Here is a 26,670-nt window from a genome sequence, read left to right as displayed (position 1 = left end):
CGGCGGCCCGGCCGTCACATGCCCCTGACCCAGGCCGCCGAACCGTGTTACTCCCTCGGCATCGACGTGGCCGACCCCACACGCACCGCCCGCGCCGACGGCGCGACCGATCCGCCCACCGTGCGCGAGTGGCTCAAGCCGCTCGAGAGCGCCGGCCTGCGCCGCCACACGAGCGCGAAGCGCGTCGGCGGCAAGGCGGCCTCGCTCGGCCGCCTGCTCCGCGACGGCTTCCCGGTGCCGCGCGGGTGGGTGCTCGACGCGCGGTGCTTCACGGAGCTCGTCGACCGGCAGCTGCCGCCGGGGCACGACCTCGCCACGCTGATCCGGCTCTCGGGCACGAGGGCGGGCGTCGACCGGGCGGCGCGCGCGCGCGACCGCATCCTGAGCGAGCCGCTGCCCGAGGCGCTCTCGACCGCGCTGCGGGCGCTCTGGCAGGCCGTCGAGCAGGAGGCGCCGTGGGGCCTCGCGGTGCGGTCCAGCGCCACGTGCGAGGACAGCGAGGAGACGTCGATGGCGGGGCTCGCGACGTCCGTGCTCGGCGTGCGCGGCGAGGCCGGGCTCGACGCCGCGATCCGGCAGGTCTGGGCGAGCGCCTTCCTGCCTCGCGCGCTCGCGTACCTCGCGCACGCCGGCGTCCGCGACGTCGCGATGGGCGTCGTGCTGCAGGTGATGGTGCGCGCCGAGGCCGCGGGCGTGCTGTTCACCGCGCCCCCGCCGGGGCTCGAGGGCGAGCACTGGCACGCCGGCGAGCGGCTCGTGAACGCCACGCTCGGGCTCGGCGCGCCGGTCGTCGACGGCGCCGCGGCGGCCGACACGATCCGGCTCGCGCGCGACGGCGGCAGGGTCGTCGCGTCGGCGGTGGCGCAGAAGCGGCGCGCGCTCGTCGTGGGCGCGGCCGGGCTCGAGGAGGTCCCGGTGCCCGAGCCGAGCGTCGAGCAGCCGGCGCTCGGCGAGGCCGCGCTGCGGCAGCTCGCCGAGCTCGCCGAGCGGCTCGAGCAGGGCGGCAAGGGCCCGTTCGACGTGGAGTTCGCTGTCGAGGCGGTCGAGGAGCGCGGCGAGGGCCCGCCCGGCGCGGCGCTCGTGGTCGACGGGGAAGCGCCGTCCGACCCGCCGGAGGCCGCCGCCGCGGCGGGCGCGTCCGCTCCGGTGGCGCGGGAAGCCGGCGAAGGCGCGCCCTCCCCGGCGGCGTCGGAGGGCGGCGAAGGCGCGCCCTCCTCGGCGGCGCGGCGCGTGTGGCTGCTCCAGGTGCGCCCGGTGAGCGGCGGAGGCTTCCCCGAGGGCGGCGACGCCGACACGATCTGGTCGCGCGCCAACGTGGGCGAGGCGCTCCCCGGCGCGGCGACGCCGCTCACCTGGTCGGTGGCGCGGGCGTTCTCCGACCGGGGCTTCCGCGAGGCGTTCGCCGCGCTCGGCTGCCGTGTGCCGCGGGGCGCGCGCCTCGTGGCCAACGTGCACGGGCGCTTCTACCTCAACCTCACCGCCTTCATGCGGATCGCGGCGCAGGTCCCGGGGCTCTCGCCGCGCGCGCTGCTCGGCATGAGCGGCGGGGCGAGCGAGGCGCTCATCGCGCGGCTCGCCGAGCAGAGCGAGGGCGTCTCGCGGCGCGGCTTCTATGCGCGGCTGCCGCTCACCGGGCCGCGGCTCCTCCTGCGGCAGGCGCGGCTCGAGCGCGAGGTGGCGGCCTACGAGGGCGAGGCGCTCTGGGCGCAGCGCGCCCTCTCCGAGCTCGACATGACGCTCCTGCCGGACGACGCCATCGGCACCACGCTCCGGAGCGTCTTCATGCTGCTCGAGCGGACCGGCACGCGGATGCTGCACTGCGCGTCAGCGTCGCTCGCGAGCCACCTCGCGCTGTGCAAGGCGCTCGAGCGCATCGCGGGCCGCCGCGCCTCCGCGCGCTCCGCCTCCGGGGAGGCGCACCTCGACGCGCCGGCCGGGCGCGCGGAGACGAACGTCGAGCACCTGGCGCAGGTGCTCGCGGGCGGCGTGCGCGAGCTCGACAGCGCGGGGCCGGGCATCGAGCTCGCGCGGGTCGCCGAGCTCGTCATGCAGGATCGGACGGCGCGCGAGCGGCTCCTCGCCGGCGGGGTCCTGTGGCCGCGCGACCTGCCCGAAGGGCCGGCGCGCGACGCGTACGCGCGGTTCCTCGACGCCTACGGCGACCGCGCGGTGCGCGAGGCGGAGCTCGCGACGCCGCGCTGGGGGGAGGACCCGTCGCCGGTCGTCGCGATGCTCACGGCGTCGCTGCGCAGCGCGCCGGGTGATCCGGAGCGCGCGCTGGCGCGCGCTCGGGCGCTCGCCGATCGGGAGATGGCGATGCTCGAGACGCGCGTGCCGCGGCTGGAGCTCGCGCTCCTGCGCGCCCTCGTCGGCCGCGCGCAGCGCTACGTGCGCCTGCGGGAGCGCATGCGCACGTGGGTGACGCGCGTCCTCGGCATGCTGCGCAGGGTCGCGCTCGACATCGACCGGCGCCTCCGGCGCCTCGATCCCTCGCTGGAGCCCGGGAGCGTCTTCTTCTGCACCTACGAGGAGCTCGCGACGGCGCTCTCCAGCGGCCGCGCCGACGTGGGCCACCTCGTCCGGCTGCGGCGCGCCGAGCACCTCCGCGACGCCGCGCGCCCCGATCCGCCGGCCACCTTCATCGGCCGGCCGCCGCCGGTCGTGCTGCCGCCCGCGTCCGGGGAGCGCCTGCTCGGGCTGCCGGCGAGCCCCGGGGTCGTCGAGGGGCGGGCGCGCGTGCTCGAGCCGGGCGCCTCGGCGCTCGACGCGGTGGCGCCGGGGGAGGTGCTGGTCGCGCGCACGACCGACGTCGGCCTCTCGCCCCTGTTCCTGGTGGCCGCCGCGGTCGTGACCGAGCTCGGCGGCCCCATGTCGCACGCCTCGATCGTCGCGCGGGAGTACGGCATCCCTGCGGTGGTGAACGTCCCCGGCGTGACGCTGGCGATCAAGACGGGCGATTGGCTCCGCATCGACGGCGATCGCGGCGTGGTCGAGCGCCTGGACGAGCGCGCCTCGCCGTCGTCGCCGGGCGTCGCCGCCGGGGGAGCTCCTGGCGGCGGCGCTGCCCCGCGCCCGGCGCCGCCCGGATGACGGCCGCGCGGTTCCGCGTCGGGCCCTCGGACGGCCCCACGGTGGCCGACGTCCTCGAGCGCGCGGGCGGCGCGTCGCGGGGCCTTGCGGGCGCGGCGGCGGAGGGGCGCGCGTTCCTGAACGGCCGGCGCGCGCGGCCCGGCGACGGGGTGGCCCTCGGCGACGAGCTCGCCGTGTGGCCGGCGCGGCGCGACGCGCCGGGGGCGCCGCCGGTGGAGGTGCTGGCGCGCTGGGGGGAGCTCCTTGTCGCGTCGAAGCCTGCGGCGTTGCCGACGGAGCCGGAGCGCCGGGGCACGCGGTCGCTGGTCACGGAGATCGCGGAGCTGCTCGGGCTGCGCGACCTGCCGCACGCGGCCTCGCGGCTCGACGTCGGCGTGAGCGGCGCGGTGCTGTGCGCGACGGGCGCGCGGGGCCGGCGGCACCTGGCCGCGATGCGCGAGGCGGGGCGCATCGCGCGGGTGTACGTCGGCGTCGCTGGCGGGCGCGTCGAGGGGTCGGGCACGTGGGATGCGCCCATCGGCGCGGTGCGGTCGCGGGGCGGGCGCAGCCTGCCCGCGGTGGGCGGCGCCGGGGCGAGGGATGCGGCGACGCGTTACCGCGCGGTCGCCTCGGCGGGCGGCGGCGCGGCGCCGGCCACGCTGCTGCGCCTCGACCCGGTGACGGGCCGCACGCACCAGCTCCGGGTGCACGCGGCGCACGCGGGGGCCCCGCTCCTCGGTGATCGCGACCACGGAGGAGCCCGGTCGGTGACCACGGCGAGCGGCCGGGTGATCGCGCTCTCGCGCGTCGCGCTGCACGCCTTGCGCGTCACGGTGCCGGACGAGCGCGGCGAGCTCTGCGCGGCGACCGCGCCGGTGCCGGACGAGCTCCGCGAGCTCTGGGTGGCGCTCGACGGCGACGGCTCGGCGTGGGAAGAGGTGCTCTCCGCGACGCTCGAGGCGGCCCTGCCGCTCGGGCCTCCTGCCGGTACCCGATGACCTCGCCTCGCCCTCTCACCCGCGCCGCCCTGGGGCTCCTCGCTGGCCTTGCGCTCGCCGCCGCCGGCGTGGTCGCCGTCGCCGAGCCGGAGGCTCCGCCGTCCCGCGCGGGGTATGCGCCGGACCCTGCCCCGCGGCCCAGCGCGAAGCAGTGGGTCTTCGACGTGCAGTACGCGAAGGGGAGGGGCTCGGTCGTGCGGGTGCGGCCGGTGGCGCTCGACCGGCCTCTGGCGACGGCGCGGGTGATGGGCCGGTTCGCGATCGAGCTGTACGTTGGCCAGGAGCTGCTCGATCGGGTCCGCTTCGACGTGCCGCTGACGGGGGACGCGCCGGAGCGGCCGCCGGGCGCCCTGCTCCGCCGTCCGACGTTCGACAACGGCGTGACGACGCGGCTGCGCGTGCAGATGGCGGACAACCCGCGCGCGAGCTGGGCCAAGCTGGTGGACCGGAAGACGGGCGCGGAGGAGCGCTTCTTCTGGCCGCCGGAGCCGGACGGCCGGCTCGTGTCGCTGAGCGCGCAGGGCGGGGTGGCGATCGACGGGGGCGCGCCGGGGGATGCGGGGAAGCTGCCTGCGGACGCCGGGGGACCGGCGGATGCGGGCTGGCCGGACGCTGGCTCCGATGGGGGCTTTCCGCCGGTGGACGCGGGCTGGCCGGACGCGGGGAGGCTGCCGGTGGACGCGGGGTGGCCGGATGCGGGCTGGCCGCCGGTGGATGCGGGGCGGCCTCCGGATGCCGGGTTGCCGCCGGATCCGTTCAGGCCGCGGCGGAAGTAGCGCGCCCTGCCTGAGCTGCGGTACCTTGGCGGGCATGCAGGACCGCTCGCTCGCTGTCGTCGCATCGCTCGCCCTCGCTGTCGTCTTCTCCGCGGCGCCGGTCGCCGCCCAGCCGCCTGCGGGCAAGGAGAAGCCGCAGGCGGCTGCGCCTGAGCCGGCGGAGGCCGCGCCCGACGCTGCTTCGTCGCAGCGCAAAGATCCCAGCGGGCACACCGGCATCAGCCCCTACACGGAGCAGGTGCTGAAGGGCCAGGCGTCGTTCGTGGCGCGCGACATCCCGGGCGCGATCGCGGCGTTCCAGGAGGCGATCAAGCTGGATTCCTCGAAGATGCTCGGCTTCTACCTGCTCGGCGAGGCGATGCTCGAGTCCGGCAACATGGCGGAGGCCGAGACGGCCTGGACCACGGCGATCGGCAAGAAGGGCACGGAGGAGCTCCACGCCAAGGTGCTCTTCTGCCTCGCCGATCTGCGCGAGCGTCAGAAGAACTGGCAGGCCGTGAAGGAGGCGTGGGGGGCCTACAGCGCGTACCTGACGAGCAACCCCAAGGCGACCGGCTATCCGGCGACCGCGGCGGAGCGGCAGAAGCAGGTCGACCGGCGGGTGAAGGACGAGAAGGACTACGCCGCGGTCAAGGAGCGCATCATCCAGCGCGAGGCCGAGCGCCAGAAGGAAGCCGAAGAGAACGCCAAGAAGGACAAGCTGAACCGGTAGCGCGCCCTCGGCCGCGCGCGGCCCCCGCCGCGCTCCCTACCCGCGACGCCAGCCGTCGCTGGGCTGGGCCCCCGCCTCCGTCCACCGATAGAACCCTTCCCCCGTCTTCTTCCCGAGCTTCCCCGCCCGCACCATCTGCCGCAGGATCACCGGCGGCCGGAACTGCTCCCCCACCTCGCGGTGGAGGTGCTCCAGGATGGCGAGCCGCACGTCGAGCCCCACGAGGTCCGTCAGCTTGAGGGGCCCCATCGGGTGCCGGTACCCGAGCTCCATCGCCCGATCGATGTCGACGGCCGACGCCACCCCGGCCTCCAGCATCCGCATCGCCTCTGCGCCGAGCGCCACGCCGAGCCGGCTCGTCGCGAAGCCGGGCGTGTCGTTCACCACGATCGGCGTCTTGCCCAGGCGCCTTGCCACCGAGAGCGCCGCCGTCACCGTCGCCTCGTCGGTCTCGAGCCCCCGCACCACCTCGAGCAGCTCCATCACCGGCGGCGGATTGAAGAAGTGCAGGCCGATCGTGCGCCCGCCCGCGCCGAGCCGGCGCCCGAGCTCCGTGACGCTCAGGCTCGACGTGTTCGTGCCGAGCAGCGCCCGCTCCGGCGCCGCCGCCTTCACCCGGCCGAGCACCTCGACCTTGAGGTCCATCCGCTCGGGCACCGCCTCGATCACGAGATCGGCGTCCGCCGCCGCGCGCTCGAGATCCGGCGACGCCACGAGCATCCCGATCATCTCGCTGCGCGCCTCGTTGAGCATCTTGCCCTTCTGGACGAGGCGATCGGTCGAGCGCTTGATGTCCTCGATCGCCGCGCCGATCCGCGCGGCCTCGACGTCGTAGAGGCGCGTCACGTAGCCGGCGACCGCCGTGACCTGCGCGATCCCCTGGCCCATCGTGCCCGCGCCGAGCACCAGCACCGTGCGCATGCGCGCTGCGGCGGGGTCCACCACGATCTCGCTCACTTCGACGGAGCCGGAGCGCCGTCCTTCTGCCGCGCCTCCATGCGCTTGCGCACAAGCTCCACCTCCTGCGGCGTCAGCTTGCGCAGGTTCGCCGGGCCCGGCGCGGCGGTGCCCGCCGCGCGCTGGGCCGCGGCGGCGCTCAGGGCCTCCGCGGCCGCCCCCGCCGCGGGCCCGGTCGGCGCCGCAGGGCGCGCGCCGGGCTGCGCCGCCGGGCGAGCCTCGGCGGTCGCCGGGCGGGCGCCGGCGGGGGCGGGGCGAGCGCCGGCCGCCGCCGGGCGAACCTCGGCTGCAGCCGGGCGCGCGCCCGCCGGCGCGGCCTGCCCCGCGGCGCCGTCGTCGCCGCTGTTCATCGCGAGAAACGTGACGCCAGCCACCACGAAGACCGCGAGCCCCAGCGCAGGGACCCAGTTCGGGGTGGGCGGCTCGTCCGCCGGCAGCGCGCGGGCGGGCTCCCCGTCGAAGCCATGGTGATCGCTCACGTCGTGCGCCGGGGCCGCGTGAGCCTCGTGATGGGCCGTGCTCATGCGCGGACAGTTGCCGCACTTCGAAAGCGGCGTCGAGGGGGTTCCACGCGCTTCCACGCGCTTCCACGTACCGCCCACGTACCGCCCGCGCCCCGCCGGCCAGAACGGCCGGGCGCGCTCAGCCCGCGAGCCGCCGGTGGCTGTCGAGCGCCGCGCGCTGATCCTCGAGATCGTCGCCGTAGACGGCCTCGATCGCCTCCGCCGCGAGGCGGTGCTGCCGCTCCGCCGTCTCCTTCGGCTGCATCCCGTACGCGGCGTCGCGGATCAGCACCGTGCAGAACTCGAAGCGGTGCTCCCCCATCCGCGACCAGATCCGCTGCGCCTCGCCGAAGCGCAGGTGATCCACGAGCGCCGAGGCGTCCGGGATCATCCGGGCGAGCACGCGCGTGTCGAACTCGCGCCCCAGCACCGCGGCGGAGATCACCGTCTGCCGCGTCCGCGGCTCGAGCCGCTCGAGCCGCGCGACGAGCAGGCTGTTCACGGTCCGCGGCGGCATGAACCGGCTCGAGCGCGCGGCGTCGTGGGCCGACCCGTACCGCCCGTCCTCCAGCCAGTACGCGAGGATCTCCTGCGCGAAGAACGGGTTCCCCCCCGCGGTCTGGCCGAGCAGCGACCCGAGCATCGTGGGGAGCGGGCCGCCGAAGAACGGCTCCGCGAGCGCGAGCAGCCGCTCCGCCGGGAGCGGCGCGAGCTCGATCGCCTGCGACGGGATGCCGGCGTCGAGCGGGATGCGGGCGTCCACCCCCTCCCCCGAGGACGCCGCCGGCCGCGCCGAGCAGATCACCGCCAGCGGCAGGTCCCTGCAGGCGGCCGTGATCGCGCGCACCGCGTCGAGCGAGGTCCGATCGGCCCACTGCGCGTCGTCGAGGTGCACCACCACCGGCTGCAGCGAGCTCTCCGCGACGAGCAGCGCGGCGAGCGCCCCGAGGACCTCGTCGCGCCCCCCGGCCTCGGCCCCCGCCTCCTGGCCGCGCAGCCTGAGCAGCCGCGCGAGCGCCTCGCGCGACCTGTCGATCCCGGCCCGCACCTCGGTCCAGCTCTCGGGCAGCCGCTCCAGGAGCAGCTCCAGCGCGAGATCGAGCCCCGCCTCCTTGGCCCGCTGGCCGAGCTCCGACGAGATCCCGAGGTACTCCTTGAGCGCGAACTCGAACGCGTAGAGCGGGGTCCTCAGCGTCTGATCGCAGCGGGCCTCGATCCACAGGAGCGGGCGCATGTCCATGAGCTGCGCGCGCTGGTGGCGGTAGCTGTGCACGAGGTAGCTCTTGCCGATGCCCGCCTCGCCGAGGATGTACACGACGCCCGCCGAGCGCCCGGTGAACAGGGGCTCGAGCGCCTGCGTGAGCCGCCCGAGCTCGACCTCGCGGCCGATGGGGCCGAGGTCGTAGAACTCCTCCTGCACCGCGATGCGCCGCCGCTCGAGCGAGTAGACGAGGATCGGCAGATCGAACCCGTCGAACCGGAAGATGTTCTCCGTCGACCACTGGTGGCTCGCCTCGCCCGCGCGGAACGCCCGCTCGTCCGCCCAGATCGACGACGGCGCGGCCTTCCGCGCGATCTGCGCGGCGAGGTGGATGGCGCGGCCGACGCACGCGAACTCGCGGCGGCCCACGGCGCCGAAGAAGCCGACGAGGCAGCGCGCGCGGGTGACGCCCACCGCGAGCCGGGGCACGCCGAGGCCGTTGCTCTTCAGCTCGAGCGCGAAGTCGAGGGCGCGATCGTGGTCGCTCTCGTGCGCGACGGGCGCGCCGAAGTAGAACTGCGCGCCGAAGCCGCGCTCGGTCACGGTCATGCCGGCGAACGTCGCGCCGTACATCGCCGAGATCTCGTGCAGCTGCTGGAGGAGCTCCGTCGGGCTCTCCACCCGATCGAGCGAGACCGACACCGTCGTCACCTCGCGGATCTCGCCCTCCGGCGCGAGATCGCCCGCGCCCGGCGGCAGGAACGCCTCGACGTCCGCGTCCGTCGGGGCCGACGTGATCGTCAGCGAGGGGGGGCCGTTCAGGAGATCGGCCTCATCGAGCTCCGCCACGCTCTCCCGCGCGCTCGCCGCGGGGAGCCGCTCGCGGAAGCTGCGATCGAGGTGGAGCTCGCTGTCGTCCCCCCCGCGGTCGGTCGCCTGGCAGGCCTCCATCGCGGGGCCGTAGATCAGGAAGTACGCGCGATCCGGGGCGATGCGCACGATCGTCCAGTGGACCGTGCCCCAGGCGAGCCCGATCCTGAACGGCGTCTGCGCGCCCCCGGCGCCCAGCGTGCGCCGCGCCGCGAGCTCCAGGAGGCTGCGCCGCATCGCGAGCGCCGCGCTGCGGGCGTGCCGGGTGACGTTGCGCCCTGGCCGATCGGGGAACAGCGCGGTGAACCCGCCGGCGGGCGACAGCGTCGCGACGAACCCGCCCGACTGGTGCACGGCCTCGAACAGCGGATCGAAGAACGAGCGCAGCGCGTCCGGATCGAGCGCCTGGCGCGCGATCATCTGCTCGGCGAGCTCCACGATCGCCGGCAGCGAGACGTGCAGGACAGCCGCGTCGACCGCTCCCGCGTATTGCCCTTCGGCGTCCTGTTCGAGGATGAAGTCCGGGACGAGCGGATTCATGTCGAAACTCTATCGGGTATCTCCGCCCGACACGAGCGCGGCGGGAGGGCCGCTCGATCCCCGGGCGAGCGCGCCCGGGGGGGCGCTGAAAAGGTTGTTACGGAAGCGCGCTGCGAGGGTCGTTCAGGACATGTGAAGGGAGGGGTGCGCAAGAGAGGGCCTCCGCGCGTGGGCGGAGGTCGGTCCCGTCAGGTTCGTCTTCGTCAGTTTCGTCAGTTTCGTCAGTTTCGTCAGTTTCGTCAGTTTCCTCAGAACGGCGGGGCCGCCAGGCCGTCGACCGGCACCAGGCGGGAGGTGAAGAAGACGCGCACCGTGCCGAGCTCGAGGCGCGCGCCGTCGAGCGTGAAGGGCACCTTGCGGGTCTCTCCCGCGAGGCGCAGGGTCAGCTCGCCGCGGACCGGGCCCGGCGCGCTGGCCCCGGGGCTCGAGGCGCCGGCGCCCTCCTCGGCCGACGCGCGCGCGATCTCGACGACGTAGCTCCCCTTGGGGAGGCTCCGCAGGGCGAGGGACTCCGAACGCGTGCTCGTCGCGTCGCGCGAGCGCACACCCACCGACGGGAGGGTCGCGCCCATCCACGAGACGCGCCGCCCCTGCGCGTCGATGAGGGAGAGGTCGAGGTCGGCGCCGCCGGTCCACTCGGCGCTGAGCCGCACGTCGCCGGGCAGGTCGGCGGCCGGCGCCGCGTCCGGCTGCGCGAGCCGCCGGTCGATCTCCGCGCGGAGGGCGGAGGTCGCGTCGAGGCGGAGCTGGCTCGCGAGCTCGCTCATGCCGCCCTCGCCGGCGCACCGGATCGCGGCGGCGACGAGCTTCGCGTCGGCGGGCGCGAGGTCGGCGAGCGCCACCCGGTGCTGGCACGCGAACGCGGGCCGCCCGGCGGCGTCCCAGAGCTCGGCGAGCCGCGCCTGGGTGGCCCGGTCGCCGGGGCGCACGTCGGCGAGGCCGCCGAGGATGCGCGCGGCGCGGTCGCGCTGGCCCTGCCGCGCCGCGAGGTCGGCGCGGGCGATGAGCGCGTCGGGATCGAGCGCGTCGCGCCCGCTCCAGCGCGCGGTCAGCTCCTGGGCCTCGCCGAGGCGGCCGGTCGTGGCGTAGAGCGCGTAGAGGCCCACCGTCCTGTCGCGGCTGTCCGGGGCCGCCGCGAGCGCCGCCTCGGCGGCCGCGGTCTTCGCGGCGCTCTCGGGCGCGAGCGTGTTCGTCGCGTCGAAGCTCACCTTGCGATCGAACACCCGGCGCATCGGGATCATCCGCCGCGACGGCGGCGGGCGCGACCACTCCTCGGCGGCGACGAGGCCGTCGTCGCGCGATCTCCGGGCGCGCTCGTCCAGCGGGGGCGCCGGCTTCGGCTCCGCGGGCGCGGCGGCCGTCGGCGCCGGCGCCGGCGCCGGCATGTCGTCGAGCGAGCCCGAAAGGGGATCGAACTTTTGGAATCGTCGCTTGGCGGGCGACGCCGGGCGGGCGCCGGCCGACGTGCGAGACTCCGCCTTCGCGGCCGGCGCGGCGTCCGGCCAGCCGGAGCCGCCGCCGCCCCTGCCGCTGCCCGACAGGCCGAGGCCCGCCCCGAGCGCGTCGCCCTTCTCCTCGGCGCCCTCGTCCGCCGCGTCGCCGGGCTCCTCCCCCTCGGCGCTCGCGCTCACGCGCTCGGCCTGCTCCTCGCCCGTGAAGGCGGAGGTGATGCCGTCTCGATCGAGGCCGAACGCCTTGAACATCGCCTCGCTCTCCAGGACGAGCAGCGAGGTGAACCGGCTCGCCACCGAGAAGCGCCGCGACAGCTCGATGATGGCGGGCTTCTGCGCGTCGCCGCCGGTCTCCTCGAGCTCCGCGATCTTCGCCGCGGCGTAGAGGCGCGGGACGAAGGCGTTGCCCGCGCCGGTCGCGGCGACGATGTTGACGGGGTAGGTCTGCTCGAAGCGCTCGCCCGAGACGCGGCCGCGGAGGCGGATCGCGCCGCTCACGTCGGCCCCGGAGCTCATCCGCGCCACGACGAGCGCCTCGCCGCCGGCGCGGATCGGGTCGAGCCGCGCCGGCGTGACCTGCGTCAGGCCGGGCGGGAGCTCGATCTCGGGATCGCGCAGCGCGAGGCCGTACGCCGCGCCGAGGACCGACTGCGCCGCGCTCGCGATCTTCTGGCCGGGCACGTAGGGGACCATCACCCCGCCGCCGCCCCGCGCGAGCGCCCTGAGCGACGTGGTGTCCGCGTCGCTCCCGAGCGCGACCGCGACCACCGCGGCGGCGCCGTCCGCGGGGACCGCGCCGCGCACCGCGGCCTCGATGTGGGCGGGGCGCGTCGGGCCGACCGAGGGCGTGCCGTCGCCGAGGTAGATGATCCGGAGCTCCTTGCCGTCGAGCGGGCCGGCGGCCGCGCGCGCCGCGATCATCGCCGCGGCGAGATCGCTGCCGCCGTCGGGCTCGATGCCGCCGAGGAAGCGCTCGACCTCGCCCGCCGAGGCGGCGCCGGGGGCCATGGGGCGCGCGGCGCCGCCCTGGCCGGCGTCGCCGAGCGAGCGGCAGAGGGTGTCGCACGCGAGCACGACGACCTCGTCGCGCCGGTCCATCTCGCGGACGAGCGACGAGGCGAGCCGCGTCGCGCGGGCGAACCGCTCGCCGACCATGGATCGGCTCGAGTCGACGACGATCGCGTGGCGCCGCGAGGTCGACTCCTGCCACCGGGGGAGCCGGGGCCGGATCGCGATCGCGACGTACGGCGACGTGTCGCTCGCGATGGCCTGCGCCGCGGCGAGGGAGGCCTCGTGCTCCGCGCCGTCGCGCTTCGACGTTCCGGCCGCGCCGGCCGCGCCGCGCCGCGCCTGGGAGGCCGCGGGTGGCGTGGCCGGCGCCGGGGCGGGGGGCATCCTGTAGGCCCAGGCGGTGACGGGCCGGTCGCGATCGGGGAGCGCGTACTCGACCGTGAGGTCGCCGGCCGGCGTGAACCCGCGGGCCTCCAGCGTGCGGCGGTCGGCCGCGCCGTCCGCGGGCGCGGCGGCGAGATCGTAGCCGCGCGTCGCGACGCCGAACTCCCGGTCGTGGCCGAGCACCTGCACGTCGAGCGAAAAGTCGCCGATGTTCGTCGTGCCGCTCTGGTCGTGGGCGAGCGGGTAGGTGAAGCGCCGGACGCCGCCGGCCTGCTCGACGAGCTGCGTGTAGGTGAGCACGACGCGCCGCGAGCCGCGCTTCGGGATGGGGAAGATGCGCAGCTCGAACCGGCCGCCCCGCTGCCACTCGAGCAGCGCGGGGTCGCGCCACGGGCCGGGGACCCAGATGATCTCCTCGCGCGGCTTGGGCGCCTTGGGGGCGGCGTTCTGGAGGACGCCGCGCCAGATCGCGGCCCCGCGATCGCGATCGACGAACGCGCCCTCGACGAGCTTGCCGTCCACCTCGAGCGCGAGCCGCTCGATCTGCGCGCCCGGCGGGAGCGGGAACCGGAAGATGCCCTCGAGCTCCTCGTCGGTGTCGTTGGCGAAGGTCTCGTCGATCTCGGTCCTGGCGACGACGTCGACGATCCGCACCTTGACGGCGTGCCTGGCGAGCCGGACGGCCCGCTCTTTCTCCTGCGTCGCGCCCGGCCTGCGCGCCCTGAGCTCGCCGAGGCCGCGGAGCGCCGGGGCGTCGGCCTCCTCGGCGGAGCGGTCGCTCCACTCGAGCGTGTCGGCGAGCGACGTCGCGCTCGCGACCTCGGGCGCGGCGCCCTTCGCGAGCGTCGCCTCCTCGCCGGCGCGCACCTCGACGGGCTCGCCGCGCTCACCGGTGACGCGCACGGCGCCGCGGGCCACCTCGACCGAGGCGCGCGCGGCGCCCGCGGTGATCGCGAGCTTGGTCCCGAGCACCTCGATCTGGCCGTGCGGCACCTCGACGCGCGCGGGCGGCGCGCCGGGGGCCGGGGTGACGTCGAGGACGACGGCGCCCTCGTCGACGCGCGCGCGGCGGCCGTCGCCGGCGATCCACACGCGGGAGCCGCGGTCGATGGCGAGCGCGGAGCCGTCCGCGAGCGACAGGTGGGCGCGCGTCCGCGCGTCGGTGCGCAGGGTCGCGCCCTCCGGGAGCGCGGCGCCCGCGGCGAGCGGCGCGCAGGCGCCCGCGGCGTCGCACGCCTCGAGGCCGCCCGACCTGTCGGCCGACGCGCGCGACACCGAGGCGACCTTGCCGGACCACGGCGCCCCGGCCGCCGCGGCGACGGGCGCCGCCGTCGTTTCGCCGCCGCGCCGCAGGGCGACCCCGGCCGCTACCGCTGCCGCCGCGGCCAGGGCGGCGGCGGCGAAGGCCGAGCGCCGCCCGAAGGCCATGCGGCGCGCTGCCGGCGCGGTTCGCTCCGGCATCGTGGAGCGCGGTCCGCCCGTGCGCGCCTCGGCCGCGCCGGATCGCGCTCCGGAAGTGTCGGAACGCGGCCTGGGCGTAGGGGAACGCTCTTCGGTGGTGCCGGATCGGACGTCGGCCGTGTCGGATCGCCCTTCGGCGATGTCGGATCGGGCTTCAGCGGTGTCGGATCGCCCTTCGGCCGTGTCCGATCGTTGCTCGGCGATGTCGGATCGCCCTTCGGCGATGTCCGATCGCCCTTCTGCCGCGTCCGATCGTTGCTCGGCGATGTCGGATCGGGCTTCAGCGGTGTCCGATCGCCCTTCGGCGATGTCGGATCGCCCCTCGGTCACGCCGGATCGCGCGCCTGCGGCGCCGTGTTGCTCGTCGGCCGCCACCTTCAGGACCGCGCCGCTCGTCGCGCCCTCCGAGGGGCGCGCCGCCTCGAGCCGCCGGAGCAGCGCGTCTGCGAATCCGTCTGCCGGCCGGAAGTCCGCGCCGGCCGCCGCGGCGACCTCCGCGGCGCGCGCTGCGTCGTGGCGGAGATCGCGGCACGCGTCGCAGCCGGCGATGTGCTCGTACAGCGCCGGCCGCGCCGTCCCGTCGAGCACCTCCGCGAGCTGCTCCTCGACCTCGCCGCAAAGCCCAACCGAACCCGTCTCTGTTGCGCCCATCGCCCTCACTCCTCGCCCAGCTCGGCCCTGAGCCGCGAAAGCGCGCGGCTCACCCGCTTCCGCGCCGCCGCCTCGTCGATCCCGCACGCGATGGCCACCTCCTTGAAGGAGAGGCCTGCCTCGAAGCGCAGCACCACCGCCTCGCGCTCGCTCGGCTTGAGCCGCGAGAGCGCGGCGCGGGCGCGCTCGGCCCGCTCGCGCTCCGCGGCGAGCTCGCTCGCGTCGGGCCGCGGCCGGGTGTCGTGGACGAGGCGCAGCCGCGCCTCGCGCCGCGCCCTGAGCTCGGTGTGCCGCCCGCAGAGGCGCCGCGCGATCCCGAAGAGCCAGGCCCGCACGCTCCCCTCGGCGCGGTACTGCGGGAACGCATCGAACGCCGCGAGCAGCGTCTCCTGCACCAGCTCCTCGCTCTCGGCCTGCGACCCCGTGAACGCCATGCACAGCCGGCCCAGCGGCATGGCGTAGGCCTTCGCACACCGCGACAGCGCTTCCCGGAAGTCGCCTGCCCCGATCAGCCCCTCGATCGCGCGCGCCTCGTCGGCCCGCGCGTCGCCCTCCGACCCAACGAGCGCTAACCCAGCTGCCATCGCTGCCTCATCGCCGGCCATGTGCCCCCGTCCCCCGAGTTCGTGACCGGATTTTTTTCGCCCCCCGCCCCCGGCGGACTCCGGTGCCCGATCCCACGGTACAGCGCGGTCCGGCCTTTGCCTTTTGCAATGCGATCCCCGCCGCAGCAGAATCGGCCGTCGCCTCAGGAGCCGCGCTTATGAACGAGACAAGCCCGCCTGGTGTCACAAACGCCGCCGCGCCCCGGGGCGCGGCGCCGAGCGATCCCGTTGACAGGTCGCGTGTGAAGCGATGGAGACGGTCGCTGGCGCTCGCCGCTGCCGTGTCCGCCGCCGCAGCGCTCGCCGCCCCCGCGGCGCTCGCGCAGGGCGCGCCCGGCGAGGCGCAGGCTCAGGGGGAGGGTGAAGCCCCGCCGGCCGGCAAGCGGGTGGTGCTCCCGACCCGGGCCAGCGCGGGCGGGAAGGAGAAGAAGGCGGCCGCCGCCGAGCCGAAGGGGGGCTCGGCCGAGAAGGACAAGGCGGAGCCGCCGGTGGAGGAGCGCGCCGCGCGCGGCGTGGTGGTCATCGAGCGCGGCGGGCAGGTCCTCGGCCTCGGCGCGGCGCTCGCCGGCGACGGGCGCATCCTGACGGCGCTCTCGCCGCTCGGCGCGGGCAACGACCTCACGGCGCGCCTCGCCGACGGGACCACCGTGCGGGTGAAGCTCGGCCACCACGACCGCGTGTGGGATCTCGCGCTGCTCGTGCCGCAGACCGGCAAGTGGGCCGAGGGGCTCACCGCCTCGTCGCGCGATCCGGTGCGGCCGGACGCGCAGATCCGCTCGTTCTCGGCGGCGCGCGGCAAGGTCGCGGCCACCGCGCTCGTGCTGCGATCGCACAAGACGCTGATCGGCGGCGACGACCGGCCGCTCGAGCGCGCGATCGAGCTCGGGTCGCGCGTCTCGCCGCTCGATCTGGGCGCGCCCATCATCGACGAGGACGGCCGCGTGGTCGCGATCCTGGGCCGCGGCTGCGCCCCGAACGAGGGCAAGCCCTGCACGCCCGTCGCCTTCGGCGTGCCGATCAGCGCGGTCAGGGCGTTCCTTCGCGCGGTGCCGAAGGATGCCGTGCCGCCCGCGGCGTGGCTCGGGATCCAGGGCGTCAGCGCGGCGGCGCCGGTCGCGAAGGGGGTCCGGGTCACCGTGGTGCACCCCGAGAGCCCTGCGGACGAGGCCCGCTTGACGGGCGGCGATCGCGCGGAGAGCGACATGATCCTCGCCGTCGACGGCGTGCCCGTCACCAGCCCCGAGGCGCTCTCCGACGCGATCCGGACGCACGCGGTCGGCGAGAAGGTCCCGCTCACCTTGCTGAGCCGCGGGAAGTACCGGCAGGTCACGGTCGTGCTCCGCGCTGCGCCGGATCCGTCGGCCCCCGCGGCGAAGCGGCCGGAGGCCGAGCTCCCGCCGCCGAGCTCGAACGGCAAGTCGACCGAGGAGTACCGCAAGTAAGCAAAAAATGATGCGGGGCCGCGCGCGGATTCTATAAGCTCGGCGCTCGGGCCCGATCCGGTTGACACCCCGTCAACCGAACCTCCAGGATCGGGCTCGAGCGGCTCGGACGGGCGCGCTCGCGGTTCTCATTCAACCCCGCGCCTCGCGCGGGGCCATCGATCGGGTGATCCGTGTCCCAAACGTTTCGAATCGAAGTGGCCGGCGAGACGAACGTCGGGCGCAAGCGCAACCACAACGAGGACAACTTCGGCATCATGGTGGAGTACGGCCTCTTCATGGTCGCCGATGGAATGGGGGGGCATGCGTCGGGCGAGGTCGCGTCGAAGATGGCCGTCGACGCGATGCAGGACTTCTTCGCCCAGACGCAGGACGACCCGGAGCGGACCTGGCCCTACAAGATGGACCGGTCCAAGGGCTACGAAGAGAACCGGCTGATCACGGGGATCAAGCTCGCCAACCTGCGGATCTACGAGACCGCGCAGCGCGAGGCGAAGAAGCGGGGAATGGGGACGACGTTCGTCGGCATCTTCACGGCGAACGACGGCGTCTACGTCGCCCACGTCGGCGACAGCCGGGTCTACCGCTTCCGCGAGGGCCGGCTCGAGATGCTCACCGAGGACCACTCGCTCCTCAACGACTACATCAAGATGAAGCGGCTCACGCCCGAGGAGATCGCGAACTTCCCGCACAAGAACGTGATCGTGCGCGCGCTCGGGATGAAGGACACGGTCAAGGTCGACACCCGCTTCGAGGTGCCGCAGCTGAACGACACGTACGTCCTCTGCTCGGACGGGCTCTCCGGCCCGGTGAGCGACCTGGAGATGACGCAGATCCTGACGGAGCATCAGGACATCCAGGTCGCGACCGCCAAGATGATCGAGCGCGCCAACGAGAACGGCGGGCCCGACAACGTGACCTGCGTCCTCGTTCGTTGGACTCAGTGACCGCCGCTCGGCGGCGGTGATCAGGGCAGGGCGCCGCCGCTCCAGGGGATCAGGACCAGGAAGACGAAGGCGATGAGGGCGAGCATGAAGAGGCTCGTCATCAGGTAGGTCGAGCGCGGCGAACGCGCGGTGCTCCAGCCGTCGCCGTAGAACTTCCCCCGCGAGCGCACCCGGATCCGGCGCTGCACGCCGCGGAGAAGGCTCGGCGGCGCCGCGGGCGGCGGACGCATCGCCCCTCGGACCAGCTCGCGCAGATCCAGCTCGTCGACGAGCGGCAAGTCGCCGTCCTCGGGGAGATCGCCGTCCTCGGGCAGGTCGCCGTCCTCGGGCAGGTCGCCGTCCTCGGGAAGGTCGCGCAGGGGCGCGGCGGCGGCGGGCGGGCGCTCCACGGGGGGAGCCGAGGGACGGCTGCCGCTCTCCGCGCCCGAAGCGGCCGGCTCATCGGCTCGCCCCGTGCGCTTCGGGTCGTCCGCTCCGCTCATTTCCCGCCTCTCACCTTCTCGCCCATCATCTTCTCGACAAGCGCGCGGAGCTGGCCGCGCGCGCGATGAATCCGGCTCTTCACCGTCCCGTCCGGCAAACCCGTGACCGAGGCGATCTCTTCGTACGACATGTCCTCCACGTCGCGAAGGATGAGCGCCTCCCGGAACTCGGGATCGAGCTGCCCGATGGCGCGCTTCACGACCGCCTCGAGCTGCATCCCCTCCACCAGCTCGTCAGGGCGGCTCACGTCGCCGACGCTCACGCCCTTGGCCGCGGACAGCGGCACCCGCTCGGCCATGGCGTCGACGTCGTCCTGGGCGCCTGCGTGCCGCCGCGAGAGGTACTTCGTCCGGTTCTTGCAGAGATTCACGGCGATCCGATAAATCCACGTCGAGAGCTTCGATTCGCCGCGGAACTGATCGATCGCCTTGAAGACCTGCACGAAGACTTCCTGGGACACGTCCTCGGCCTCGTCACGCCGGCCGAGCATGCGGTAGACGAGCGCGAACACGCGGCGCTCGTACATGATCACGAGCTCGTTGAACGCGCTCTCGTCACGCGCGACGAGCCGCGCGATGAACTGCGCCTCGCCCGCCTCGAGCGGCGCCGCCGACGCGCGTCCGAGCTCCGCGCCCGCAGGGGGCGGAGAGCCGCCTCCGCGGTTCGCATCTACATGGGTAGGGGCTCCGCGTCCGCGGGCCCCTTCATCGCTCGCCACGCCGTCCGGTCCTCCAGGAGCCAGGGGCTCGCGCACGCCGCACGGCAGGCGCAGAGCCCTCGGTGAGACCACGGTAAACAACCCCGGCTCGACCGCGCCAGACAATAGCGAGCAGGTGACGGCGCAGGACGCACCCGCGAGGCGGTGCGACCTCACCCGAGGCGCCCCCGCCGACGCGATGGACATCGACCGCCATGACCCCCCTCAGAGGGCGCGGGGGCTCGATGGTTCCGGCGCGTGGATTCGAACCACGATTAGGGGATTCAAAGTCCCCCGTCCTGCCCTTGAACGACGCCGGAGTGCTGCGGGACGGAGCCGACCGCCGCGCGGCGCGCACCTTAGCGCGAGTCGCGCAGGATGGCACCCGTCCCGATCCATGAGTCGGCTCTGCGGGACGGATAACTGATGCCGCGCGTGGCGTCCGCCTCGGATCGGCCTCGCCTCAGGCGGAACTGCCCGCGCTCGCGGCGACCCGACGGCGCCGGCTTCGCGCTGGACGCCGAGGCGTTCTCCGCCCGGTGGAGCGGCAGCGCGGGCGCGCCGGTGTCCTCGCCCGGGGTCGCGGCCGCTTCCTCGCGCGCCGACGTCGCGTCGGCCGCCGCCGCGCCGTCGCGCGCCGGGGCCGCCACGGCAAGCGCCGCAGCGCCGGCGCTCGCGGCGAGCTCCGGGGCCGGCGGGGCGACCTGCGCGGCGGCGGCCGCGACGCCCTGGGCCACGCCGAGGTGCGCAGCCTGCGCTGCCGCAGGCCTCGCAGGCGAGGCCGCAGGGGCGACCACGCTCAGCGCCGAGAGGCCCAGCACGAGCACGAGCGCCGCGCTGCCCGCGGCCGCTCCGGCGGCGCCGCGAGAGACGCGGGCGCGCCGCGCGAGCCGCGACCAGGCGCCCGACACCCGCCCGCGCGGCGTCTGATCCGCGTCGCGCGCGCCACGCGCCGGGCCGAGCCCGGGCTTCGCGGCGCCGGGCCTCGCCGCCCCGGCGCTCGGGAGCGTGTCGGGCGGGGACGAGGGGGCCGCGGGGAAACAGGACGGAATATCAAGAGAAATCGGCTGCGAGGGGCTGTCCCGCCGCAGCACGGCCTCGGCCAGCGGGAACCGGCCGAGGGTGAACGCCTCGGCGCGCTCGCCGCGCGTGTTCGCGGGGGCGCCCTGGTGGAAGCGGGGCGCGACCGAGCTGAGGTCGTCCGGCGTCAGCGCGAAGCTGAGCGGCCCGGTGGACTCGGGCGCCTCGCTCGCGGCGGAGACCGCGGGCGCCTCGTCGCGCGGGGGCGGCTGGGAAATGGTCCACCCGAGCGCCTTCACCTCGCCGGCAGGCGTCCAGCACTCGAGGCCTTCGCGCCAGACGCGCGTGCTGTGGGGGAGCTCCCCCAGCTCGAGCGCGCGCCAGAGCGTGACCGTGCTCATCGCCTCGAGAAAGTCGCCGCGGTCGATGCACCAGGGCTTCGACTCCGCCGGTGCCTCCTCCGCGCCGCCGGCGTGCGACGTGAACGGCATCGTGGGGGCGCTGCAGAGGCTGCTCAGCTGCCCCTGCCCGCACCCCTCCGCGCCGCCCGACGCCGGCACGCCGTCGCCAAGCCCCTCCACCTTGTACGCTGCGCTCGGGCCCATCGCTGTCTCCCTAGCGAGCCGCGACGGCCCACCCGATGCTGCTTCCGGGTGCACCTCCGCTGCTCTCGTGCGTCGGTAGCGGATGCTGGCGCGGTGGGCCAAGAAAGGTGCCGGGCGGGGCAGGCGCCCAGGCCCGGGGCGCTGCGTCTGGCGGCGAGGGTTCGCGGGAGCGGAGGCGCGGCGGCCGTGCGCGGGCGAGGCAAACGCTGCGCGGGAGAGGGCGCCGCAACGCTGCGCGGGAGAGGGCGCCGCAACGCTGCGCGGGAGAGGGCGCCGCAACGCTGCGCGGGAGAGGGCGCGGCGGCGTGGGGGGCGCGTCGCCGCCCGACGTCAGAGATCGGTGTAGTTGTCGGCGAACATTGCGCGCTGGCCGAGGAAGGCGATCTCGAGCACGCCGCTGATGTCCATCCCCCCGGTCGAGCTACGGATCACATTGAGCGCTGGCATCAGCCGGATGAGCCCGCGGTACTCCGTCCCCGCCGGCGCGCGCGCCAGCGTCACGTGGACCGGGGCGCGCAGGCTGAGGCGGACATCGGCCGGCGCCTCGTCGTTGAGCGCGACCGCCACCTTCGCGCCGAGCGCCGCGCGGAACGTCGCGTTCGCCACCTTGTCGACGAGCCCGGCGTGCGCCCCGATCGTGAGCTCCTGGCTCTGCACCGGCGCGCCGAGCACCTCCCGCCTGCAGCGCGTGGCAGGGACGAAGGTGGCGGACTGGGTGACCGGATCCACGCCGTGGGCGACGTCGCCCGCGGGCTCGCACCACTCGAGCGTGTCCGTCGACGCGGTCCAGCGCGAGTCGAACTTGATCTGCCCTTCGAGCGTGGGCGCGAGCTTCTTCCCGCCCTCGCCGACGTAGACGGCCGCCGCGCCGACGCTCCACGGGACGGCGGTGAGCTCGCGCGGCGCGTAGGTCGGCGGCAGGCTCTGGTCGCGCCGCTCGGGGCCCGGACCCAGGTAGCTGAACCGGGTGCGGCCGACCGCGCCGCCGACGTAAAGGATCAGCGGGGGATAGGCCGAGCTGCCCTCTCCCTCGAAGTCGAGCCGCGCGAACGAGGCGGACAGGCGCAGGGTGCCGGTGGGCGTCTGGGCCGCATCGTCGTTGCCGGAGAACCCGATCAGCGTGGCCAGCCCGTCTTCGGCCGCCACCTCGGCCTCGATCACGGCGCTCACATCCCATGCCGTCGGATCCGTCACCTCGCCGAACCCGGCCAGCACGCCGAAGCCGACCCGCGCGAGCGCCGCGCCCCCGGAGCTGCCCGTGACCTGGGCCGGAACGAGGTAGACGAGCTCGCGGCCCGTGGCGGCCGGCGAGATGGCCGCGCCCCCCGCAGGCGCGAGCGGCGCAATGGGGGCGATGGGAGCGCCCGACGCGGCCGGGGCGACTGGCGCAATCGCGCGGCCCCGCTGCGCGGGCGCCACGGCCGCGCCAGCGCCCGGCATCGGCGTCGGCGTCGGCGTCATTGGCGTCGGCGCGACAGGTGTGCTCGGCGCGGCAGACGAGACCGGCGCCGTGGGGGCGCTGGCCGCCGTGGGCGCGCCGGGCGCGCTGGCGGCGGGACGGACGGGCGCCGGGGGCGCTGCGCCCGGCGGCACGGGAGCCGACGGCTGCCCCGCGCCCTGGGCGAGCGCGGGCGCGGCCAGCGTGAGCGAGAGCAGCGCCGCGGCGCGCTGGAGCAGCAGGGCGCCCCTCACGGCGCCACCGTGAAACGGAACGTGAGGCAGTCGGCGCCGCTCGACGTGTCGTATTCGGCACGGGTGCTCTGGTTCGTCTTGGGATCGAAGGCGAAGATCTGGAACTTGCCGCTTCCGTTCCGGACCCTGAAGCGGAACACGTAATTGCCTGGATCCAGATCGAACTCGGGGAAGACCGTGTTGCGGATCGAGAACGGCCTCACCCCCGCCGGATCCGCGGTGGGCGCCGGGTCCTCGAACAGAAAGCCGACGGCGCTGAGGTGGTACTCGTCGCTGTGGAGCTTGAGCTTGATCCTCTTCATGGTGGAGAGCGATCCTCTCACACGCGCGCGGCACGGTACAGCGGCTGGAGGGCGCGCGACATGGCGCGATCGGGCCCGCCCGCCCGTCCGGACCATTTCTGACGAGCGCAGGTGGGTCGTTTCTCGTGAGCGCCGAAGGGATGTCGGAGCGGAGCGGTAATGTTCTCAACTGGGCATATGCATGGTCGAGCGTCGGGGGCGCTCGGGTATCCGTGATAGAGGAGCGTGGCGCCTCGAGGCGCTCAGCCGCCGCTGGCGCGCCGCACGGCGACGCCGACGCCGGCGGTGCTGTAGCAGCCGCTCACCGTCCAGGAGATGGTGGTGTTGGAGTTGGCCACGAGATAGCCGGCCAGCGCGACCATGGTCGTCGGATCGGTCAGGCGCCTGTTCATGGTGGAGGTCGCCGCGGTGGGGCTGATGGTGGCGCCGGTGTTGCCGTTGCGCGCCGCCATCACCGTGTACACGAACGAGCCGCTCGCGCTGAAGTTGGTGGTCACCCCTCGGGGCACGGCGCTGGGGCCGCAGTCCGTCGTGTTGGTGTGGATGCCGGTCGTGGTGGCGCTCGCGAACGGGTTCGACTGGTGCACGGCCTTCAGCTCCACCACGTTGGCGAAGTACACGCCCCAGGTGTTCGAGCTCGCCATCTGCACCACCACGGGCTTGTTGCCGGTGGCGGCCGGAAGCTGGCTGTCCAGGAGGTAGTAGATGTGCGCGGCGGAGTTGTTGTCGGCCTGCCGCGTGTTGAAGAGCGTCATCGGCGTGCCGTCGTAGGTGACGCTCACCGGCACGAGCGAGTTCTCGGAGGCGACGATCCCGACAAGGACCATGCGATCGTTGTCCCGCGGTGTCTGCAGGGCGTGGCTCACGTTGATGGTGGGCGCCGAATTCCCGATGGTGCTCAAGGTGCCGGTCGTGCCCGAGTTGACGACGACGATGTCCGGCGAGACGACGCAGTTGCCGTTCGAGCAGATGGACCTCGTCCCCGAGCACACGTGGCCGCAGTCGCCGCAGTTGCTGGCGGTGCCGAGCTGGGTCGTGCAGCCGCCGCTGGGGTCGCCGCAAGCCTTCCAGCCCGGGTCGCAGGTGGGCACGCAGGTGCCGGCCGTGCAGGCGGTGGCGCTCGCGTGCGCCTGGAGGCACTGGGTGTTGCAGGCGCCGCAGGCGTTGACGTCGCTGGAGACGTCCTTCTCGCAGCCGTTCATTCCGTTGCCGTCGCAGCTGCGCCACAGGCCGCTGCACACCGGGGTGCAGCCCGACGAGCTGCATTGATTGCTGGTGACGTGGGCGCTGGCCCCGCTCTGGCACACGAGGTTGCAGCCGAGGCAGTTGCTCTCGTCGTCCCACAGGTCGATGTTGCAGCCGTTCCTCGGTACCCCGCAAGCGTCGTACTGCGCGCTCGTGCACACCGGGTTGCAGGTGCCGTCGAGGCACAGGTTGCTGGTGGTGTGGATTATGTTGCACTGGGTGCCGCAGGCGCCGCAGTTCCCCTCGTCGGTCCTGACGTTGGCCTCGCAGCCGTCGGTCAGCGAGCTGTTGCAGTTGCCGTAGTCCGCCTTGCAGCCGGCGAAGGAGCACGCGCCGCCCTGGCAGGTCGCGGTGGCGTTCGCGTAGATCGTGTTGCAGTTGACGCCGCCGGTGGCCGCGCAGGCGCCGCAGTGGGTCTGGTTCGAGTTGACGTTCGTCTCGCAGCCGTTGTCCGGATTGCCGTCGCAGTCGCCCATCCCGCTGTTGCACGTCCGCACCTTGCATTCGCCGCCCTCGCACTTGGGGGTGCCGCCGGCGATGGTGCAGGTCTCGCCGCAGGCGCCGCAGTGGCTGAGGCTCGTGTCCGTGCTCGTCTCGCAGCCGTTGTCGTAGCTGCCGTCGCAGTCGGCGAAGCCCGGCTCGCAGCTGCCGATGGCGCAGCCGGTGGCCGTGCACTTGCCGGTGCCGTTGGCGACCGTGCACAGGCCGCCGCACGTGCCGCAGTTCTCCGGATCGGCGGCCAGATTCACCTCGCAGCTGTCCTCGGGGTCGCCGTTGCAGTCGCCCCTGCCGGCCGGGCAAATCGTCTCGCCGCAAACGCCGTTGCGGCACCAGGGCCTGCCGCCCGCCTCGGGCACGCACTCGATGCCGCACCCGCCGCAGTGCAACACGTCACGGGTAGTCGCCCTCTCACAACCGTCGACGACCTGGCCGTTGCAGTCGGTGAAGCCCGCGTCGCACTCGACCTTGCACTCCGACGCCTCGCAATACGCGTCGCCGTTCGCGGCCGGGCACAGCTCGTCGCACCCGCCGCAGTGGCTCGAGTCCGTCGCAGTGTTCACCTCACAGCCGTTCTCGGGATCGCCGTCGCAGTCGGCGTAGGGTGCTTCGCACGCCTTGACCTTGCAGGCGCCGCCCTGGCACTCGGCGGTCGCGTTCGGCAGCGCGCACTTCAGGCCGCAGCTGCCGCAGTTGTCCGTGTCGGTGCGGACGTTCACCTCGCATTCGCCCTCGGCCTGGCGATCGCAGTTGGCGTAGCCGTCCGAGCAGGTGGGGCCGCACACCCCGTCGATGCAATCGTCGCTGAGGCAGTCCCCGCTCGAGCGGCAGATCTTGCCGTCCTGGCAGCCCCCACAGTCGGCGCCGCAGTCCACGTCGCTCTCGGTGCCGTTGGGCACCCCGTCGGTGCAGGTCGGCGCGACGCATTGGCCGTCCTGGCACACGCCGCTCTCGCAGTCGCTGGCCCGGTTGCACGTCTGGTCGGTCGCGCACTTCTTGTCGCAGCTGCCGCCGCAATCGATGTCCGACTCCGAGCCGTCGCGGGCGCCGTTCATGCAACCCGCTTCCTGGCAGACGCCGTCGATGCACTCGCCCTCGGCGCAGTCGCGGCTCGCGGCGCAGCCGGAGCCGAGCGGGCATGGATCGCACTCGCCGCCGCAGTTCAGGCCCGTCTCGCCGTCGGACTGCGCGTCGTCCGTACAGTGCGCCGGCGGGCCGGATACCGACGCGAACTCGAAGTCCGGCACGCTGCACGAAGCGGCGGCGGCGAAGATCCCCGCCGTCAGCGCGGCGGCCGAGAACGCGCGGAGCAGCGCGAAGCGACGCAGAAAGCTAGGGGTCGACATCGAACGACAAAAGTATCATTCGCTGGCGGATTTCGCGGCCATAAATCGAGAAGGCGGCGTCAGGATCCGCGCGCGAAAGCTCCGCCGGCGCGCGCGCACCTCCGACCACGACGCGGTGCGGCGTCGCGCGGCGAAGGCCGCGCCGCCACGTTGACGCGCGCGGCGAAGGCGCGCCGTCACGTTGACAGGAGAGGAGGCGTCAAGTCACCATGGCAGGCGCCGCATGAGGAATTTCCCGCGAATTTTCCGCGTCGCAGCGGTGCTGCTGCTGCTGCTCGAGGCGCCCGCGCTCGCCCAGGACTCCGACGCGCTCAAGGAAGCCCGCGCGCAGTTTCAGCAGGCGACCGAGCTCGAGCAAGCGGGCAACTGGGCTGCGGCCCTGCAGCGGTTCCGCGAGGTCGGCCAGGTGCGGATGACGCCTCAGGTGCGCTTCCACATCGCCGTGTGCGAGGAGAATCTGGGGCGGCTCGTGACCGCGCTCGGTGGCTACGAGCTGGCGCTCGCGGAGGCCGACACCGTGGGGCCCGATTTTCGGGCCGAGGTCGAGCAGTCGATCGGCCGGCTGCGCGCCCGGATCCCGAAGCTCGTCATCGTGCGCGGCAAAGGGGCGGCCTCCGCGGCCATTGCGCTCGACGGCGTCGCCCTCGGCGGTACGTCCATCGGCGTCGAGGTGCCGCTCGATCCCGGGCCTCACGCGCTCACCGCCAAGGCCCCCAATTACAGGCCGTTCCAACAGACGGTGGAGCTGAAGGAGGAGGGGGTGACGCGCGTCGAGGTGACGCTCGAAGCATTGCCGCAAGAGCTGCTGATCCAGGCGGGCGCCTTGCGGGAGAGGCCGCCGTCCAAGGTGGTGCCGTACGTCATCGGGGGCGTCGGCGCCGCGAGCCTGATCGGCTCCGGGGTGTTGTTCGGGCTCCGCCAGGGAGCGCTCAAGGATCTGGAAGACGCCTGCGGCCCGGACGGCAAGTCGTGCCCGCCCTCCATGCAATCGCGCTACGACGACCTCAAATTCTATCACTATGGCGCGCAGGTGGCGCTCGGCGTCGGCGTCGCCGCGGTCGGCACGGCGACCGCGATCTTGCTTCTTCAGAACAGGAAGCCAAAGCAGCCCGAGAAAACCTCGCTCGAGCTCGTGCCCGTCGCGGGCGGATCCGAGATCGGCGCGAGTCTCTCAGGAACATTCTGAGGGAGTCGAGTTCGCCGA

18 protein-coding genes and 1 tRNA gene are annotated in these 26,670 nt (G+C 74.6%); 7 read left to right on the top strand and 12 right to left on the bottom strand.

Annotation, left to right across the window (positions count from 1 at the left end):
- Positions 1–18 precede the first annotated feature (18 nt).
- Genes WME82_RS42490 through WME82_RS42475 form a run of 4 tightly spaced genes read left to right on the top strand, consistent with a single transcriptional unit; the run spans position 19 to position 5,555 of the window.
- Entirely contained in the window at positions 19–3,090 is a 3,072-nt protein-coding gene (locus WME82_RS42490) for a PEP/pyruvate-binding domain-containing protein (protein ID WP_438039980.1), read from the top strand.
- Positions 3,087–4,067, top strand: a complete 981-nt coding sequence (locus WME82_RS42485; protein WP_438039979.1) for a pseudouridine synthase — start codon at positions 3,087–3,089, stop codon at positions 4,065–4,067. The genes WME82_RS42490 and WME82_RS42485 overlap by 4 nt, the downstream gene beginning before the upstream one ends.
- Entirely contained in the window at positions 4,064–4,843 is a 780-nt protein-coding gene (locus tag WME82_RS42480) for a hypothetical protein (RefSeq protein WP_438039978.1), read from the top strand. Before WME82_RS42485 ends, WME82_RS42480 begins: the two co-directional genes overlap by 4 nt.
- 34 nt (positions 4,844–4,877) lie before the next feature.
- Entirely contained in the window at positions 4,878–5,555 is a 678-nt protein-coding gene (locus WME82_RS42475) for a tetratricopeptide repeat protein (protein WP_437854143.1), read from the top strand.
- A gap of 36 nt (positions 5,556–5,591) precedes the next feature.
- On the opposite strand, the gene WME82_RS42470 is transcribed toward WME82_RS42475, so the two are convergent.
- The 5 genes from WME82_RS42470 to WME82_RS42450 all read right to left on the bottom strand — a co-directional run bounded on the left by WME82_RS42470 (position 5,592) and on the right by WME82_RS42450 (position 15,168).
- Complete coding sequence (locus WME82_RS42470; RefSeq protein ID WP_438044983.1) at positions 5,592–6,503, bottom strand: 3-hydroxyacyl-CoA dehydrogenase family protein; 912 nt, start codon at positions 6,501–6,503, stop codon at positions 5,592–5,594.
- Between the two features lie 5 nt (positions 6,504–6,508).
- Complete coding sequence (locus tag WME82_RS42465) at positions 6,509–7,036, bottom strand: hypothetical protein (RefSeq protein WP_438039977.1); 528 nt, start codon at positions 7,034–7,036, stop codon at positions 6,509–6,511.
- Between the two features lie 118 nt (positions 7,037–7,154).
- Positions 7,155–9,626: an AAA family ATPase gene (locus WME82_RS42460; protein WP_438039976.1), complete on the bottom strand. Its 2,472-nt coding sequence runs from the start codon at positions 9,624–9,626 to the stop codon at positions 7,155–7,157.
- A 248-nt stretch (positions 9,627–9,874) separates the two neighbouring features.
- On the bottom strand, positions 9,875–14,584 hold the full coding sequence (locus WME82_RS42455; protein WP_438039975.1) for a VIT domain-containing protein: 4,710 nt from the start codon (positions 14,582–14,584) through the stop codon (positions 9,875–9,877).
- Positions 14,585–14,589: 5 nt separating this feature from the next.
- Positions 14,590–15,168 (bottom strand): RNA polymerase sigma factor, encoded by a 579-nt coding sequence (locus WME82_RS42450; RefSeq protein ID WP_437527665.1) that lies wholly within the window; start codon positions 15,166–15,168, stop codon positions 14,590–14,592.
- 263 nt (positions 15,169–15,431) lie between these two features.
- On the opposite strand from WME82_RS42450, the gene WME82_RS42445 reads away from it, so the two are divergent.
- Together WME82_RS42445 and WME82_RS42440 are read left to right on the top strand one after the other, a co-directional pair.
- Positions 15,432–16,631 carry a S1C family serine protease gene (locus WME82_RS42445; protein WP_438039974.1) on the top strand — a complete coding sequence of 400 codons (1,200 nt, stop codon included), beginning with the start codon at positions 15,432–15,434 and terminating at the stop codon, positions 16,629–16,631.
- 173 nt (positions 16,632–16,804) lie between these two features.
- Positions 16,805–17,578, top strand: coding sequence for a Stp1/IreP family PP2C-type Ser/Thr phosphatase (locus WME82_RS42440; protein WP_012240508.1), 774 nt, complete (start codon positions 16,805–16,807; stop codon positions 17,576–17,578).
- Positions 17,579–17,598: 20 nt separating this feature from the next.
- Here the strand turns inward: WME82_RS42440 and WME82_RS42435 are convergent, their stop codons facing one another.
- The 7 genes from WME82_RS42435 to WME82_RS42405 form a co-directional block, all read right to left on the bottom strand.
- The gene (locus WME82_RS42435; protein ID WP_438039973.1) at positions 17,599–18,060 is read right to left on the bottom strand and encodes a hypothetical protein; all 462 of its coding nucleotides are present in this window, start codon (positions 18,058–18,060) and stop codon (positions 17,599–17,601) included.
- Complete coding sequence (locus WME82_RS42430) at positions 18,057–18,779, bottom strand: sigma-70 family RNA polymerase sigma factor (protein WP_437742232.1); 723 nt, start codon at positions 18,777–18,779, stop codon at positions 18,057–18,059. The genes WME82_RS42435 and WME82_RS42430 overlap by 4 nt, the downstream gene beginning before the upstream one ends.
- Positions 18,780–19,004: 225 nt before the next feature.
- Positions 19,005–19,078 (bottom strand) — tRNA-Gln (locus WME82_RS42425).
- Positions 19,079–19,117: 39 nt separating this feature from the next.
- The gene (locus WME82_RS42420; protein ID WP_438039972.1) at positions 19,118–20,383 is read right to left on the bottom strand and encodes a hypothetical protein; all 1,266 of its coding nucleotides are present in this window, start codon (positions 20,381–20,383) and stop codon (positions 19,118–19,120) included.
- A 330-nt stretch (positions 20,384–20,713) separates the two neighbouring features.
- Positions 20,714–22,075: a hypothetical protein gene (locus WME82_RS42415; protein WP_438039971.1), complete on the bottom strand. Its 1,362-nt coding sequence runs from the start codon at positions 22,073–22,075 to the stop codon at positions 20,714–20,716.
- Positions 22,072–22,377: a hypothetical protein gene (locus tag WME82_RS42410; protein ID WP_437742229.1), complete on the bottom strand. Its 306-nt coding sequence runs from the start codon at positions 22,375–22,377 to the stop codon at positions 22,072–22,074. Before WME82_RS42410 ends, WME82_RS42415 begins: the two co-directional genes overlap by 4 nt.
- 242 nt (positions 22,378–22,619) lie before the next feature.
- Complete coding sequence (locus WME82_RS42405) at positions 22,620–25,466, bottom strand: hypothetical protein (RefSeq protein WP_438039970.1); 2,847 nt, start codon at positions 25,464–25,466, stop codon at positions 22,620–22,622.
- Positions 25,467–25,689: 223 nt separating this feature from the next.
- Here WME82_RS42405 and WME82_RS42400 point away from each other — a divergent pair, with 223 nt between their 5' ends.
- Entirely contained in the window at positions 25,690–26,652 is a 963-nt protein-coding gene (locus WME82_RS42400; RefSeq protein WP_438039969.1) for a PEGA domain-containing protein, read from the top strand.
- Positions 26,653–26,670: the final 18 nt, after the last annotated feature.

It is taken from the genome of Sorangium sp. So ce128, assembly GCF_051525245.1.
GTDB classification, from domain to species: Bacteria; Myxococcota_A; Polyangia; order Polyangiales; family Polyangiaceae; genus Sorangium; species Sorangium cellulosum_B.
Note: the sequence above shows the minus strand (reverse complement) of the source record. Positions and strands in the feature narration are given on the sequence as shown.